Raw genomic sequence first — 15,401 nt, 5'->3', positions numbered from 1 at the left:
TGTGATGGCTAATACACTTCTCCCACCGAATGCGACTGATCTTGAAAAAGCTGTAGGGGCTGTTCTCGCTCGTCTCGATAGCCTGCCCGTTCCGGGCAGTGAGTTCTGGAACCCGGACAAATGTCCGGTGTCTTTCCTGCCGCTCCTGGCATGGCAGCTTCAGGTCGGAAAATGGAACAGCAGCTGGACCGAAGCAACGCAGCGTGCCGTCATCAAGGCCGCCTTGCCCGTCCACCGTAAGCGCGGTACCGCCGGCGCTGTCACCGATGCCTTGGCGGCTGTGGGCGTCAATGGGCAGCTACTCGAATGGTTCAACCAGTCACCGGTCGGAACACCTAATACTTTTGTTCTGAAGGCGCTGGTCAACGACAACGTGATGCCAGCCCAAACCATCATCGATGATGCCAGGATCACGCAGCTGCTCGATGTGGTGAATGAGGCCAAGCGCGAAAGCCAGTCTTACACCCTAGAGATAGGCGCCGAATATTCCGGCGCTGCGCAATTCGCCGCCGTCAGCCGCACGGCCCTTATGTTCAAGATGCAAGGTGAGATATGAGCGACCTGTTTACCATGGTGCTGACTGATGCCGGCCGGGCGGCCCTGGCCGCGGCCACGGGTGCCGGCATCCAGGCTAATATCAGCGAAATCCACTTCGGTGATGCGGCTTATGATACCCGTGATGTCAACGGCAACCCGACAGCCACCGCGCTCGCGGCTACAGCTCTGCAAAATGAGCTGGCGGTGATAGCCGTTCAAGCTGGTGGTGCTCTTGGACCCTACCAGGTTATTCTGGCGGGTACATTGCTCGGCGGCACGCCGGCCTTCTCCGTCAACGAAATCGGGGTGTTCCTGGATGACGGGACGCTGTTTGCCGTGGCATCAAGCGCGACGACAACTTTCTTCGAACGCGGCGTGACCGACGTCGCCATTCAGTTCGTCCTGGCATGGTCAGGCACCGATGCCAGCGCCGTCAACGTTACCTTCGCCGGTGACCCCGTTGTTGCAGTTCTGGCGGTAGACGTAGCTAACCTGAAGCTTTCCCTTCAATATCTCATCGAACAGGCTGGTCTTGTTTATGATGACACGAATACCATGCAGCTTTATCAAGCCGTGGCGCTGAAAGTGCATGGCCATGACATTTCGGATGTGGCTGGCCTTCAGGCGGTGATCGATTCCAAGCTGGATAAGGCTGGTGGGACGATCGGCGGCAACCTTGGTGTGACTGGGACGCTGACGGTCAATGGCGATTTGATCACCAACAACAGCTATCAGGTCCAGATCGGTGACAGCATCATCGAACTGAATGCCCAGCTTACCGGAGCACCGACAACGGATGGCGGTTTTATCGTCAACCGTGGTGCCTCGGCCGATGTTTCATTCTTATGGAAAGAAAGCCTGACGAAATGGCAGGCGTCGAATGACTTTGACGTGCTCGGCGTTCTTTCGGCAACCGTTTCCGACCCCTCAGGGGTTATCAACAAAGAGCCGGTTCTGAACGCCGGTCCGACCATCGCCATTGTCAATACGGATGACACGGTCGGCAACCTGTCGAGCCTGCAATTTTGCGGCACGGGGTCAGGATCGGCAGCGCCCATTGCGACGGCTGGTATTTACGCCACGCACCAAGGGCGGGGCACCACCTATTCCTATGGAAGCCTTGACTTCCTGACCACCAAATCGAGCGGACAGCATACCCTTGCTTTCCGGCTGAAGAGTGACCAGACGGCTGAGTTCAGCAGTGACGTTAGCATTGCTGGGAATATATCGGCTGGTGTTGGTGTATTTAGCGGAGCGATATCTGCCACTAATGGAAATTTCAGTGACGTACTCACTACCAATGGTGGCGCAAAGTTAGGAGTGCAGGGTGAGGTCGATGGTGGCAGTAGTCATGGCATCTTATTTTGGCGTCCAGGTGACCCTAATTGGGGTGCCTATATGGCATCATCAAGTTCCGGCGCTTCCTTATCTGACGGTACTCCAGCAGGCGCACTTGATGGCCGTACTGGCTACATGATCCGGCATCGTGTTGCCTATGGTGCCCAGTATGGTTTTCTTTGGGAAAACAATGCCGAAACTGGGTTGATGTCGCTGGCTGCTGACACAGGAGCCTTATACAATATCGGTGGCTACACTAAGATTGGCCCTGGTACTGTATTATCACTTGATAATGCTGCAAACACGCTCACCCGCAAACCCATAATCACGGCTGGCTATACAGCAGTCACTTATGAAGATTACCTGCTTCTTGAAGTTCCGGGTTCGAGTGGCCTTAACCTGACGAGCTTGCTGATTTCGTCAAACGGCAAGATGGAAATGGCCGTCAATGGCACGACCAAGCTTGGCTATAGTGCCGCAGATAGTGCCTTCACCTTTAATGACAATGTTAACATTGCGGGCTCGCTGACGGTTACCGGTGACCTCATCACCAACAACAGTTACCAGGTCAATATCGGTGACAGCATCATTGTGCTGAATGCCCAGCTGACTGGCGCGCCGACAACCGATGGCGGCTTTACGGTCAACCGCGGTACGGGGGCTGATCGGTCCTTCCTGTGGAAAGAGACAGAGCAATATTGGCTGGCCGATGCCAAGCTGAAAGTTGGTGGTATCCTTGAGTGTGAAAACATTATCGGCACGACCAGCAATGGCCTGATGACGATTTCGGGATCGTCAAGCGGGTTTACGTGGGGGGCAAACATCCAGCTCTATGCGGAAGCGAACCCTACTAATGCTTTCGATATGGTCTTTAGGAGCGGGTCAACCCCTTGGCTTGAATGGGGCTATAGCACCCTGACGGCAGCCCTTACCGGCTCGCTGACGGTCAGCGGTTTCGTGACGGCACCAAAGGTCAATTCCACGGCGAACCGTGCGATCACCGGTAGCGATGCCATCACGCTTAGCGATTATCGTTTGTTTGTAAGTAACGCTGCCGCCGCGCCGATCACCATCACCCTTCCGCCTGTCGCTGATGGCCTTGAATTCGTCATCAAGGACGCCGGGCAAAATTGCAGTAGCTTCCATATCACTCTGGACCCGAACGGGACCGAGCAGATCGAGGGGGCATCCACCCTTGTCATGAATATTTCCGGTATGAGCCTGACCATCGTTGGTTTCGGCGGTGCCTGGCATGTCGTCTAAGGAGAAAGACCAGTGACCTTCGTTCCACAACAGTCATCTGTGACCAAACTCGGCGGGACCGAGATCAAGGATGGTGCGATCGGGTGGCAGGTTTCACCAGCCGCAAACGTCAACGGCTTGGATATTGGCACCCTGCTCGTAAAGCGCAGTGGTAATGATGCCACCATTTATGTGGGATCAGATACCGTGACGCCAACGGCAAACCTGCCGCTTGGTATGAGTATTTCCGGCGAAAATGCCTATATCCAGGGCCTTCGGCTTCCTGCTGGATATGGCGTCTATGTCGATGGGTCAGGGGCGCTCATCGACATGAGTTACGACCTACTGTGAGGCGCGCTATGAACAAGAAGCCGATCATAGCCGTACTGGTAGTGTTCTTGGTCTTAGCACTTGGCGTCGGCCTGTCAGGCTGTACCGGGAACCACTTGTCATCATCCATCGATGTCAAGGATGGTGTCCCGGCGCCGGCGCCTGTCGGGTATGGCCCATGGTGTAAGAGGGAGCCGCGCTTATGCAAACGCTGATCCCCTTCACCCGCGAGCTGGAAGCTGCGCTTTACGATGTCCAGGCGCAAACCCAGGATGACATCACGCCGCAAGATGACATTGTCACCTTTGGCGAGCGTGAGCATTGGTCAACGGTCTATGGCGAGGGCTTCGGTGATTGCGACAATTACGCGATCACCAAATTGAGGGCACTGGTGACCCGGTTCCCGGATCATCCACGCGCTTTCCGCCTGGCGAGTTGCTGTAGTGGCCTTAATGAAAATGGCGGCTTCATCGACTATCACCTGGTGTTGCTCACTCATACCGATAAGGGCGTTTACGTCCTGGACAACCTCTATCCTGAACCTTTTCCGATCGATGAAATCAAGGGCCGTATCTGGTGCTTCCAGGAGCCCAAAGAAGCAGCCGGCCCGTGGGTCTATTTCGAGAAGCCCGCGGGCGACCGCACCATCCGAGTTTTAACCCCAGATCACAGCGTGATCTAGAAACAGAACCTAGGAGCAAACGATGCCTGTCTATCATGGTATTCAATCGACACTTTCCACCGACGGCATTCGCCCGGTCGCGGCCGTAGCGGCTGCCGTCATCGGCCTGATCGGCACAGCACCTGATGCTGATGCCGTGGCTTTCCCCCTCAATACGCCCGTGATGATCACGGGGCCGCGCGCTGCAGCCAACCTTGACCCGACTAGCCTGGGCAATGGCACGCTGCTTGATGCCGCGAATGCCATCTTCAACCAGATTGGTGCCAGCGTGATCGTCGTGCGGGTTGATGAAGGCATCGACGAGGCTGGCACGCTTGCCAATATCGTCGGCGACGCGACCCAAGGTACCGGTGTTCATGCCTTCGAAAGCGCCGAGGCAACGGTTTATGCCAAGCCGACAATCCTTGTCGCCCCGGGCTGGACTCACCAACGGCCGGGTGCCGCAGCCAACCCCGTTGTGGCCGAACTGAAGGGCGTTGCATCCCTTCTGCGGGCGATCATCGTTGCCGATGGCCCTGCGACCAACGATGCCGATGCGGCGACCGCAGCTACCGATGCCGGCAGTGACCGGGTCTATATCGTTGACCCGCAGGTCATGGTATCGGTCGGTGGCGTGCCGACCGCCCAACCGGCCAGTGGCTTTGTTGCCGGTGTGATCGCCCGGACAGACTATGAAAAGGGCTTCTGGTACAGCCCCTCGAACAAGACGATCAACGGCATCGTCGGGATCAGCCGGCCGATTACCTTCTCGCTGTCTGATGACGCCAACCAGGCGAGTCAGCTGAACCAGAATAACGTGGCCACCATTGTCCAGAAAAATGGCTTCCGCCTGTGGGGCAACACCACGACCGGCGCGGACCCGCTGACGCAATTCCTGGCGGTACGGCGTGGCCTGGATGTGATCCTCGACCTTCTCGAAGACACGCACCTTTGGGCGCTTGACCTGCCGCTCAGCCCCACTCTTCTGACGGATGTGCAGTCCTCGATCGACAGCGCGCTTCGCGGCCTGAAGCGTAAGGGTGCCACCTTGGCCGCATCGGTCGCGCTGGACCCCGAGCTGAATAACATCACGGCCTTTTCCGGTGGCACTGCCTACTGGAACGTGACGGTCGAACCTCCGGCACCGCTGCAGTCTATGAACTTCGTGGTCAAGCGTGATGCCGGTGCCTACGAAACCCTGATCAATAACGCCGCCTAAGCTTCAGGCGGGACAAGGAAGGACTAGAAAATGGCTCAGCCACATATCCTTAAAAACTTCAACGCCTTTGTGAAAGGTGTTGGTTACGCGGGCATCGCTGATGAAGCGAAAGTGCCTGACCTGGCCATCAAGACCGAGGACTACCGCGGGGCTGGTATGGGTGGTGATATGGAGATCGACCAGGGCATGGACAAGATGGACATGGAAGTCACCATGTCTGGCCGTGAACCTGGTGTTCTCGAATATTTTGGCCTGGCTAATGGCGCTAGTGCCGGCATCCGCCTGGTAGGGGCCGAACAGGCACCTGATGGCAGTGTGCGCAAGTGCGAGTATGAAGGCGAAGGTATCCTGAAGAAGGTCGATGGTCCGACCCTGAAGGCGGGGGCTAAAGGGCCGGTCAAGTTCACCCTGAATTGCCGGCACTACAAGGAAACGATCGACGGCAAGGTGATTGTCGAAATCGACATTATCGCCGGCACCCGCAAGATCAATGGTGTCGACCAGAACGCCGCAATCAATCAAGCGATCGGCCAGGCATAACCTGGCCGCCACCTTACCCTTAACCCCTATGAGGTGAAACATCATGAGTGACAAGATTACCATCAAGCTTTCTGAGCCGGTCACTGTTGACCAGGTCAAGTATTCTGAACTGAAGATGCGCCGCCGTATGGTTGCGCGGGACCAGGTTCTCGTCGGTCACCTGCACGCCAACCCGGCCGCCCAGGAAGCCCATATGATCGCGAACCTGTGCGAGGTCGACCCCGAGGTCATTATGAACCTGGGGATGCCTGACTATCAGCGGGCACAGGAAGCCCTCATCAAGGCCAGCACGGCTAGCGGAGAGCAGGACCCAAAGCCCTGAGGCAGACAATCATGGCTCTCGCCGGGGCGCTGGGCGGGGGCATAGAGCCTTGGCTCGACATGACTGTCAACGAGATAGGGGAGTGGACGGCCGCGGGGATTGAGGCGGGCGTCCTGAAGGCAGGATGAAGCCGGCGATAAGACCGGCGCCCTTCCATACCAGGCCACCAAAGATCAGGCCAAGCCAGAACAGGCCCAGGTGGTTGTCGCCATAGATCGAAGCCCATACGAAAGCGCCGCCCAAAAGGACGGTAAACAAGAGGATTTGAAGAGTTAACCTCATGGACAAGACACTAGGCCTTTCTATCGTTTTGGGTGCCGCTCTATCAGCGGGCTTTCAAACCACGATCGGGCAGAGTGTAGCCCAAATCAACCGCGTTGGCGATGCCGTTTCCGCGATCGAGCATAAGCAGGGCAATATCGACCGCTTTGTCGGCCTGAAGCGCGAGACCGTCAATACCGGCCGGGCGATGGATCAGGCGCGACAGTCCACTGCCGGCTACGCTCGCACACTGAAGGCTGCGGAAAGCACGGTCGAGAGCAAGCGCAAGGCCCTGCAGGAGGCAAAGGTCGCGCTGACATCCTTGTCTGCTCAGGAACACAAGCTGAAGGGCACCGAATATCGCGCTGCTCAGAAAGCCGTTAAAGACCTCTCTAAGGAACTCAAAAGCAGCCAGGAAGAAGCCGTTAAGCAGCGCAGGGCCTTCGAGAATGCCAAGCGTGAAGCTGGCCAACTGAAGCAGCAATATAATGACCAGCGCCTGGCCCTGCAGCAGGCTCGAAGTGCTATGGATGCCGCCGGGCAATCCACCCGTGATTTGCGCGGGCAGCAGGTCCAGCTCGGCCGCACGCTCGATATGCTCCGAGGCAAGCAGATGGCCGTCTCCAGGGCGATGTCGGACCGTAAGGCCATTATCGCTGCCCGGGCTGGATATCGGGCACAGATGCTCGATGCTGCGGCGTTGGCGGCCGCGATCGCCGGACCGGTCAAACAAGCGATGAACTTCGAGAGCGCTATGGTTGGCGTTAAGAAGACGGTCAATTTCGATAATCAGAAACAATTTGTTCAGCTGGGCCGAGCCATCCGCAAGATGGCCACTGAAGATGTACCCATGGCAGCATCAGGCCTGGCAGAGATCACGGCTGCGGCGGGCCAGGCTGGCATTCCACGGGGTGAACTGGCGGGCTTTACCCATGATGCCGCACAGATTGGCGTTGCCTGGGATATGGCAGCCGGGGAAGCCGGTAAGGCAGTGACGGGCCTGCGGAATATCTTTCACCTGAACCAGAAAGACGTGGTCCTACTGGCTGACAGCTATAACTATATGAGCAACAACATGGATGCCTTCGCCCGGGATATCCTGAACGTTGCCAACCGTGCCGGCAGCACCGGTAAGCTGTTCGGGCTCAGCGGCCAGCAAGTCGGCGCACTGGGTGCAGCCTTCCTGCAGCTGAAGACGCCGCCATCCGTGGCGTCAAACGCGATCAATGGTATGCTGAACCGCCTGGCAACGGCCGACCGGCAGACGGACCAGTTTAAGAAGGCCCTGAATGAAATCGGCTGGACGGCGACTGACCTGAAAGATGCCATTCATAACGATGCTCAGGGCGCACTGGTAGAGTTTCTGAAAAGCGTCAAGGGCGCTGAGGATGTCCAGGGCGTGCTGCTTAATCTGTTCGGGCTAGAATATTCCGATGATGTTGCCAAGCTGGTGGGTGGCCTTGATACCTACCAAAAAGCGATCGGCATGATCAGCGACAAGACCAAATATGCCGGCGCCGTGCAGAAGGAATACAGAACGGCCGCCGACACAGCCGCTAACCAGACCAAGCTTTTCAGCAACAAGGTATCTGATCTCGCTATTGAGCTGGGGAATGTGCTCTTGCCGCCACTTAACCAGGTCCTGACTGTGGTAGGCGCCGGCGTCATGGCCTTTAGCCATTTCGCCCAGGAGCACCAGACTGTCACTACGGCTGTTGTTGGCCTGACCGTTGGCCTTGCCGCCCTTAAGATAACGACCCTGGCAACAGGATATGCCTGGACCTTCGTCACCGGTGCTTTCGCAACCGGCCGCGCGATCGTCGCAGGCGCGCAGCTCGCCTGGATCGGGCTCCGCATCCAGATGATGGAATGGAACACGGTGGCGCTGATCACGGCTGCCCGGATGCGCCTTATGTCTGCCGGGGGCATCATTGGCAGCGTGGTGAGCGGGCTGACGGGTCTTGCCGGTCGTGTGATCCCCATGGTGGTGACGGGCTTTCGTGCGCTATCTGTCGCCGTCATGACCAACCCGATCGGTCTGATCGTCGGGGGCATCGCCTTGGCGGCCGGGCTGGTGATTACCAACTGGGACAAGGTCAAGGGCTTCTTCCAAACCATTTGGAAGCCGATCAAGCCGATTTGGGACAAGTTCCTGGGCTGGGTGATGACGGCTTGGAACAAGGTAGGAAAGGTGTTCGAGAAAATCCGCTCCTGGTTCGGCGGTGGTACGAAAAAGCTTGAAATCGGGGCCACGATAAAACAGGCCAAGGGCAAGCTGAAGCAAGTGGCCGGTGCAGCCGTTATTGCCGGTACCGTTGCCGTGCCGGCAGTGGCGAAGGGGCAACCCCAACCAGCTGTGGCCCACCAGGTCCCTGCAGCTGTGGCTACCCCAAATCAAACGGCAGGGAACCCTGTTTCTCAGGCCCAGAAAGTACCGCAGGCTATCCAGTCACCCTCGGTGAATATCCAGGTGGCTCCAGCTGCGCCTGCAGTCTCCGTGCAACCTGCCGAGGCGAAACCGGCAATCAGCGTAACAGCTGTGGCACCGCGGGCTACAGCCTCTCAACAGCAGGGACAGGTTCAGATGGCTCGACCGGTTACGGTCAATATGGGTGGGGTGACCATTCAGGTGAATGCTGCGCCAGGCGTCGATGTGAACGAACTGGCAGATGAGGTGAAGATAAAGCTTGAAGCGAGCTGGGGCAATGCCCTGCATGAGGTGGAGTAGGTTATGGCAGACGGTGTTTTGATGACATGGGGTGACTTCCGCTTCGAGGTAGCTTGGGGGGCATACCAGGAGCTATCACGATCGACGGCATTTCAGTGGGCTATGCAGCCACTGGTGGGGCAACCAAACGATCGCCAGTTCATGGGCTTGGCCAGTGATACCATTACCATCCAAGGAACGCTCTATACATCCTTCCGGGGCGGACCGAAGAATATTGAGGCGCTAAGGGCGCAGGGCGGCAAGGGTAAGCCGGCAATCCTGACGGATGGTCGTGGGAATGTGTATGGCAAGTGGGTGCTTCTGAATGTGACTGAGCGGCATACAAAGCTGATCGCCAACGGCGCGCCTGCCAAGGTCGAATTCACGGGTAAGTTCGAATATTACGGGAGCAGCTGATGGCCACCTATAGAACATCGGAAGGCGACCAGGTCGACCTTATCTGCTACGCCTATTATGGCCGGACAGATGGCACCGTCGAAGCGGTTCTGGAGGCTAACCCGGGTATCCGTGACCTTGGTCCGGTTTTCCCGGCCGGTATCGATATCGAGCTGCCTGAGGTTGCCAATAATGAAGTGCAGCAGGTGTCGCTATGGGATTAATGCTTGAACAGGGAGACGATTGGCGCCAGGTCGATCGCTTTGGGAAGCTTCACTGGCTCTCGCCCTGCCCGAAGTTGATGCGTACCCGCCGTGCCATTCAGGCTATAGGCCACATAGGCCATGTCGCCCTTGGGTTCGATGTAGTAAAGCCCGCCGATCCGGCCAGGTTCACCGCCACAATTGATGTACCACTTTCCATCAAGCTGTGCCGTCTCACAAGGTTCGTCGCTGCCCTGATAAATACGAGCATGGTAGAAAAGCTTCAGATCGGACTTGGCCATCCAGACATATTTCGGTTCATGGGAACTGCCACAGGCTGTCAGCATGGCCGTAGCCAGGACGGACAGCGCCAGCCCCATTGTCTTTGTGGTCAGTTTCATAACGTCCTCCCCGCGGTGATCTCATGAACCCTTCATATCGTATCGAAATCGATGGAAACAACCTTACAGGCATATTTTCCAAGCGACTGGTGTCGATCGATGTCATCGACAATGCCGGGTATGACAGCGATGAAGTGACTATCACGGTCACTGACCCTGAAGGCAAATTAAAGCTGCCCAGGACCGGCGCGGAGCTGACCTTGTGGCTTGGCTATGATGCCAAGCTGAAGAAGGTGGGCATCTATACGGTTGACGAGCTGATCACGGCCGGACCGCCCCGCACGCTGACTGTTAAGGCGCACGCCGCCAATATGAAAGCTAGTCTGAAGGAGACAAAAAGCCGGTCATTCGACAACATCACCCTTGGCGACCTGGTAACGCAAATTGCAGCCGAGCATAGCCTGACGCCAGTGGTGGGGGCTGACCTCAAGGCTACTCATTTCGATCATATCGACCAGACTGCGGAATCCGACCTGCATCTTCTGACCCGCTTGGCTGTCGACCTCGATGCCGTCGCTAAGCCGACGCACCAACGCCTGGTGTTTGTAACCCGAGGCGATGAAAAGGCCGCCAGCGGCCAGAAACTGCCGACTGTGGCCTTGACCCCGAAACAGGTAAGCAAGTGGCGGGCGACGCTCAAGGATAGGTTCCTCTATAAGTCTGTCTCGGCCCAGTTCCAGGACTTGAAGGCGGCGCAGCTGAAAACGGTCACTGTGGGCTCAGGCTCTCCGAACCAGCTGATCCGGAGGACATACCCAGACCAGGATCAGGCTACCAGGGCCGCTCGCAGCCGTTACCACCGCTATGCCCGGGGCAAGGGCAAGCTTTCGCTTTCCCTACCAGGGCGCACCGATATTTTTGCAGAGACACCGCTTCAGCTGAGCGAGTTCCAGGACGGCGTTGATGGGAGCTGGGTAGCCTCGAAGGTGATGCACCGCCTGACCAAGACCCAAGGCTTCAGCACCCGCATCGAGGCAGAGTTGAAGGACTGATGATCCAGATGTCTATTGTGGTTTGCAGACGACCGTTCCAGGCACCCGTTCGCAATCATCATTACCTGGCATGAGGTCATAGCGCTTTCCGCTGAGATACAGGTCATTGATGAACACTGCGGCGGGCTCCAGGTCTCTGACCTTGATGTCAAGCATGGTGGGTTCGTTAATATGCTTCAGGAGCGCGATGGTTACTTTATCAGGATCATATCCGAAGGCATCGTGGACATTGCGGATGCCCAGCTCGATCTTCTGTACCTGAGACGTTGGCGCCGGCTTTCTCTCCAGGGAGTTGGCATAAAGGTGATCGCCTGCGATGCCCATGCCGATGCCGGTGCCGAGCATGATGGCCATGATATAGATATTCATATAGCGGTCGAGGAAGCCGGGCTTATAAGCGACCTGTTGTGCCTGCCGCGGTGAAGCGGCTTCCGCGAGTAGCTTTTTGATTTTCTCTGACATGTCGTTCCCCGTTATCGTGATGCGGGCTGAGGCTAAATGATTTGATCAGAGAGGGGAAGCCTAAGAGCTTCTCAGATATGCTTCAGAAGGCTCTCAGAGCGAATAGGATGAGCAAATTATTTTGCTATAGGTTTAATTGTCCGCAGCTATAAATTCGATCGGCGCGCTACAATCATCGATATCTTTGCCGTTGCCTAAGATGCCGCCTCAGCTATAATCGATCCAACGCATATAAATCATAATTGTAATCGGATGGTTCGATGAGCTTCCCGCCGACACTGAAACAGCTTCGCTATCTGGTCGCGCTGCATAAGACCATGCATTTCGGCAAGGCCGCGGACCAATGCCACGTGACCCAATCGACCCTGTCGGCCGGGCTGCAGGAGCTGGAGAACCTTCTGGGCGCCCAGCTGGTGGAACGCACCAAACGAAGCGTGATGTTCACCGCTCTCGGCGAGGAGGTCGTCCGCCGCGCGCAGACCATCCTCAATGACGTCGACGACCTGACCGACATGGCCTCAGCCGCCAAGGACCCTCTGAAAGGCATTGTCCGGCTTGGCATCATCCCGACCATCGCGCCTTTCCTGCTGCCGAGGGTCATGCCCGCGATCCGCACGGAACTGCCGGACCTGGAACTGCACCTGCGCGAGGACAAATCGGCCGAGCTGTGCGACCAGCTCAGGGTGGGGGAACTGGACCTGGTGCTGTTCGCGCTGCCGTTCGCCTGCGGTGACGTGGTGGAGATGCCGCTGTTCCATGACCCGTTCATGGTGGCCTACCCGCACGGGCAGGCGCCGGCCGAGACGGTCAAATCCACCGAGCTGGATGAAAACAAGCTGCTGCTTCTGGAAGAAGGCCACTGCCTGCGCGACCATGCGCTCGCCGCCTGCCACCTGCTTGGCCGCAGTGCCCCGCGCGCGCTGGCCGGCACCAGCCTCGGCACCATCATCCAGATGGTCGCGGCGGGCCACGGCATCACGCTGCTGCCCGGCATGGCGGTGGATGCGGGCCTCGCCGAAGGCGCCGGTGTCGATGTGGTGACCTTCAAGGATATCGTGCCCACGCGCACCATCGGCCTGATCTGGCGCAAAACCAACCCGCGCGCCGAAACCTTTAAAAAGCTTGGGGAAGTGATTAAGTCAGTAATGCATCACTAAGGATGACGACACAGGCGGCTCTGGTCGCCTGCATGATGGGGGAATAATGTTCAGTGGCATGATAGAGAGCCGGGATCATAATATCCGGCTGAAGCAAGCGCTCGCCCTTCTCGACAAAGCGGCTAACCGCGCACAATCGGACGACGACCTGGTCAAAAGTGTCAAACGCCTTGAGGCCTTCGGCTCGCCGCTCCAGTTCGACCGGCGCTTTGTCGACGGTCTCGCGCTCCTGGCGGCCATTCCGCTCGCAGGCGCGGCCGCGTGGTTCGCCTACACCCGTAACCAGGACTATCTGATCGGCGCGGGCGCCGTGCTTGTCATCCTGTTGATCGTCTGGCTGGTCGGTCGCTCCTCCGGCATGCGCAAGCTGTCCGCCCTCTCTGACCAGCTTCACTATAAAAGCTCGCTGTTCGACTATGGGCTGACGGCTGAAAGCTTCGATCCCAAATCCGAAGCGCAGGCCCTGGGTGCACGGTTCAACGCCTTCCGCCATGGCAACTATAGCCGGGAGATGCGCTCCATCCTGCACGGCCGCTATGAGGGCGAAGAACACAGCTTCGAATACCGCCTCTACCATTTCCATTATGTGGACAAACGCACCGAAACCTACACCACCACCGATTCCAAGGGCCGGGTCCAGGTGCGCACCCGCACGGTGTATGACCATCATGACCGCTACGGCTTCCTTGTGCCTTTCGGCTATGCGCACGGCATCACCATCTCGGAAACCATGCTCGGCTTTATCAGCTCGACCTGGAAAACGGCATCGACCAGCTTCAACCGGAAATTCTCGGTCCGGGCACGTTCGGACATTGAAGCTGCGAAATTCCTGGTCCCCAAGGTCATCCTGGAGATTGAGAAAGTCGGCGACGCCCTGACATCCATGGACCTGGAGATCAACGACGCCGGGGACCTGTGCCTGTCGTTCGGGGATGCCAACATGATCATGATCAACCGCACCCACGGGCTTGAAACCCCCGGTGCCTTCGCCGAAGAATTGGCCGCCTGCGCCGACCAGCCCAACCTCACCAGCGCGCTGCAATTCCTGCACACGCTGATGAAATACAGCGACAATAATTTCGATGTGCCGCTTCAGGCAGAAAGGAAATACGGACCATGGAACCGCTGATCATTCTTATTGGCCTCGGCCTCTTCCTCGTCATATGGGGCGTTATCATCAACAACGGCATCATCAGGCGCCGCAATATGGTTATCCGCTCCTGGTCGGATGTCATCACCTATGAGCGGCAGAAAAACATGACCCTGCCGGAGCTGGAGCGCCATGCCAAAGCCTATGGCGAGCATGAAAAGGGCCTGTTGACCAACATCACGGCGCTGCGCTCGTCCCTGAACAATGTCGATACCGGCAAGGTGAACACCGAGGACCTGGCCAAGATCGAACGGCAGACCCAGTCGCTGATGGCGGGGTTCCGTGTGGCGGTTGAGGCCTACCCGAACCTCAAGCAGGCGGATGTGACGCTCAGGCTCATGCGGGAAATCAGCGAATTGCAGGATAACATCGCCGCCGCCATCACCATCTTCAACGGCAATGTCGCAAGCTTCAACAACGGCATCCAGACCTTCCCCAACAGCCTGATCAACAGCCTCTCCACCCATGAAAAGCCCTATAAGCCCTTCCGCAATGAAGAAGCGGAAGAAGGCCTGGGATTCCGGCTGGAACAGGAAGACTAGCGCCCCTGCCCCACACAAAAAGAAACCGCCACCAGCCCTGGCGAACCCCAATGGGCCGGTGGCGGAAGTCGGCTCCCCGGTCGCAGGCACGCAAACCGGAAGCCGCGAGGGTACCTTGGGTATATGGTAGTCTTCAGGCTAGACCCGCGCAGGCATCTGGTCCAACGGATAGAAACGCTGACATTAATCGGCAAATCCGATTTATGATCCGGCGGTCATCATGCCGCATTCGGCCGTGCCTGCGCCTGTGCTAGCATCGCGCCAAATCACCCGGGGTCAAAAACACGGACCAAAAACACGGGCCAAAAACACGGGCTAGAGAGGACCACCCCATGCTGATGCTGTTCGACGGCAAGAGACTGATGATCCCGATCGCGCTGTTCCTGGCTGCGGCGGTGATGAGCGCCATTTCAAGCGCGGGCGCTTATGTGCTGGCGCTCGATACACTGATGGCGCCGACGGCCGCGGCGGGCTTCATCCTGTTCTGGTTCGTCTTCACCGCGTCCTCGCTCGCGCGGGTCGCGCCGACGCCGACGACACGCTTCCTTGTGCGCAACCGCCGTTATATCGGCCTCAGCTTCGCCATGGTGATGGGCGCGCACCTTGTGTTCGTGCTGTCGAACCTGATGATGACAAACGACACCAAGCCGCTGGCGTTCCTGATCGGCGGCGGCGTGGCTTATAGCTTCCTTGGCCTGATGGTGTTGACCTCCAACAACGCGGCGGTGCGCGCACTCGGCGCCAAACGCTGGAAGCGCCTTCACAAGACCGGCAGCTATGTGCTGTGGGCTGTCTTCCTGACCGTCGCCGCCTTCGCGCCGGTGGACCGCGCCTGGATGCTGCTCCTCTGCGCGGCGGCCCTCGCCCTCCGTATCAGCGCCTACCGCATGGGTCGGAAGACGAAGGCCGAGCGTCAGCCGCCCAGCCTTCACTGAGGCTGG

Annotated in this window: 17 protein-coding genes; 15 read left to right on the top strand and 2 right to left on the bottom strand. The window is 57.9% G+C overall.

Going from position 1 to position 15,401, the window contains the following annotated elements:
* Positions 1–4: 4 nt before the first annotated feature.
* From K6118_RS05590 to K6118_RS05545, 10 genes are all read left to right on the top strand, one after another.
* Positions 5–556, top strand: coding sequence for a phage tail protein I (locus tag K6118_RS05590; RefSeq protein ID WP_247119239.1), 552 nt, complete (start codon positions 5–7; stop codon positions 554–556).
* Positions 553–3,138, top strand: coding sequence for a phage tail-collar fiber domain-containing protein (locus K6118_RS05585; protein ID WP_247119238.1), 2,586 nt, complete (start codon positions 553–555; stop codon positions 3,136–3,138). Before K6118_RS05590 ends, K6118_RS05585 begins: the two co-directional genes overlap by 4 nt.
* 12 nt (positions 3,139–3,150) lie before the next feature.
* Complete coding sequence (locus K6118_RS05580) at positions 3,151–3,468, top strand: hypothetical protein (protein WP_247119237.1); 318 nt, start codon at positions 3,151–3,153, stop codon at positions 3,466–3,468.
* Positions 3,469–3,649: 181 nt separating this feature from the next.
* Positions 3,650–4,129 carry a transglutaminase-like cysteine peptidase gene (locus tag K6118_RS05575; RefSeq protein ID WP_247119236.1) on the top strand — a complete coding sequence of 160 codons (480 nt, stop codon included), beginning with the start codon at positions 3,650–3,652 and terminating at the stop codon, positions 4,127–4,129.
* Positions 4,130–4,151: 22 nt separating this feature from the next.
* A complete protein-coding gene (locus K6118_RS05570; RefSeq protein ID WP_247119235.1) occupies positions 4,152–5,327 on the top strand; it encodes a phage tail sheath subtilisin-like domain-containing protein in 1,176 nt (391 codons plus the stop codon).
* A 30-nt stretch (positions 5,328–5,357) separates the two neighbouring features.
* Positions 5,358–5,867 carry a phage major tail tube protein gene (locus K6118_RS05565; protein WP_247119234.1) on the top strand — a complete coding sequence of 170 codons (510 nt, stop codon included), beginning with the start codon at positions 5,358–5,360 and terminating at the stop codon, positions 5,865–5,867.
* Between the two features lie 43 nt (positions 5,868–5,910).
* Complete coding sequence (locus K6118_RS05560; RefSeq protein WP_247119233.1) at positions 5,911–6,189, top strand: phage tail assembly protein; 279 nt, start codon at positions 5,911–5,913, stop codon at positions 6,187–6,189.
* Positions 6,190–6,469: 280 nt separating this feature from the next.
* Positions 6,470–9,178 carry a phage tail tape measure protein gene (locus tag K6118_RS05555; RefSeq protein WP_247119232.1) on the top strand — a complete coding sequence of 903 codons (2,709 nt, stop codon included), beginning with the start codon at positions 6,470–6,472 and terminating at the stop codon, positions 9,176–9,178.
* 3 nt (positions 9,179–9,181) lie between these two features.
* The gene (locus tag K6118_RS05550; protein WP_247119231.1) at positions 9,182–9,574 is read left to right on the top strand and encodes a phage tail protein; all 393 of its coding nucleotides are present in this window, start codon (positions 9,182–9,184) and stop codon (positions 9,572–9,574) included.
* Positions 9,574–9,777: a tail protein X gene (locus K6118_RS05545; protein WP_247119230.1), complete on the top strand. Its 204-nt coding sequence runs from the start codon at positions 9,574–9,576 to the stop codon at positions 9,775–9,777. Before K6118_RS05550 ends, K6118_RS05545 begins: the two co-directional genes overlap by 1 nt.
* Here K6118_RS05545 and K6118_RS05540 read toward each other — a convergent pair.
* Positions 9,774–10,157, bottom strand: a complete 384-nt coding sequence (locus tag K6118_RS05540) for a hypothetical protein (RefSeq protein ID WP_247119229.1) — start codon at positions 10,155–10,157, stop codon at positions 9,774–9,776. The genes K6118_RS05545 and K6118_RS05540 overlap by 4 nt on opposite strands.
* 23 nt (positions 10,158–10,180) lie before the next feature.
* Between K6118_RS05540 and K6118_RS05535 the strand changes: the two genes are divergently transcribed.
* On the top strand, positions 10,181–11,149 hold the full coding sequence (locus K6118_RS05535; protein ID WP_247119228.1) for a contractile injection system protein, VgrG/Pvc8 family: 969 nt from the start codon (positions 10,181–10,183) through the stop codon (positions 11,147–11,149).
* A gap of 12 nt (positions 11,150–11,161) precedes the next feature.
* Here the strand turns inward: K6118_RS05535 and K6118_RS05530 are convergent, their stop codons facing one another.
* On the bottom strand, positions 11,162–11,611 hold the full coding sequence (locus K6118_RS05530; RefSeq protein ID WP_247119227.1) for a hypothetical protein: 450 nt from the start codon (positions 11,609–11,611) through the stop codon (positions 11,162–11,164).
* Positions 11,612–11,871: 260 nt separating this feature from the next.
* Between K6118_RS05530 and K6118_RS05525 the strand changes: the two genes are divergently transcribed.
* From K6118_RS05525 to K6118_RS05510, 4 genes are all read left to right on the top strand, one after another.
* Positions 11,872–12,768 carry a hydrogen peroxide-inducible genes activator gene (locus K6118_RS05525; RefSeq protein ID WP_247119226.1) on the top strand — a complete coding sequence of 299 codons (897 nt, stop codon included), beginning with the start codon at positions 11,872–11,874 and terminating at the stop codon, positions 12,766–12,768.
* A gap of 58 nt (positions 12,769–12,826) precedes the next feature.
* Positions 12,827–13,897, top strand: coding sequence for a hypothetical protein (locus tag K6118_RS05520; protein WP_247119225.1), 1,071 nt, complete (start codon positions 12,827–12,829; stop codon positions 13,895–13,897).
* A complete protein-coding gene (locus K6118_RS05515) occupies positions 13,885–14,460 on the top strand; it encodes a LemA family protein (RefSeq protein ID WP_247119224.1) in 576 nt (191 codons plus the stop codon). Before K6118_RS05520 ends, K6118_RS05515 begins: the two co-directional genes overlap by 13 nt.
* A 332-nt stretch (positions 14,461–14,792) precedes the next feature.
* Entirely contained in the window at positions 14,793–15,395 is a 603-nt protein-coding gene (locus K6118_RS05510) for a cytochrome b family protein (RefSeq protein ID WP_247119223.1), read from the top strand.
* Positions 15,396–15,401 lie beyond the last annotated feature (6 nt).

This window comes from Kordiimonas marina, from assembly GCF_023006325.1.
Lineage (GTDB): Bacteria > Pseudomonadota > Alphaproteobacteria > Sphingomonadales > Kordiimonadaceae > Kordiimonas > Kordiimonas marina.
Note: the sequence above shows the minus strand (reverse complement) of the source record. Positions and strands in the feature narration are given on the sequence as shown.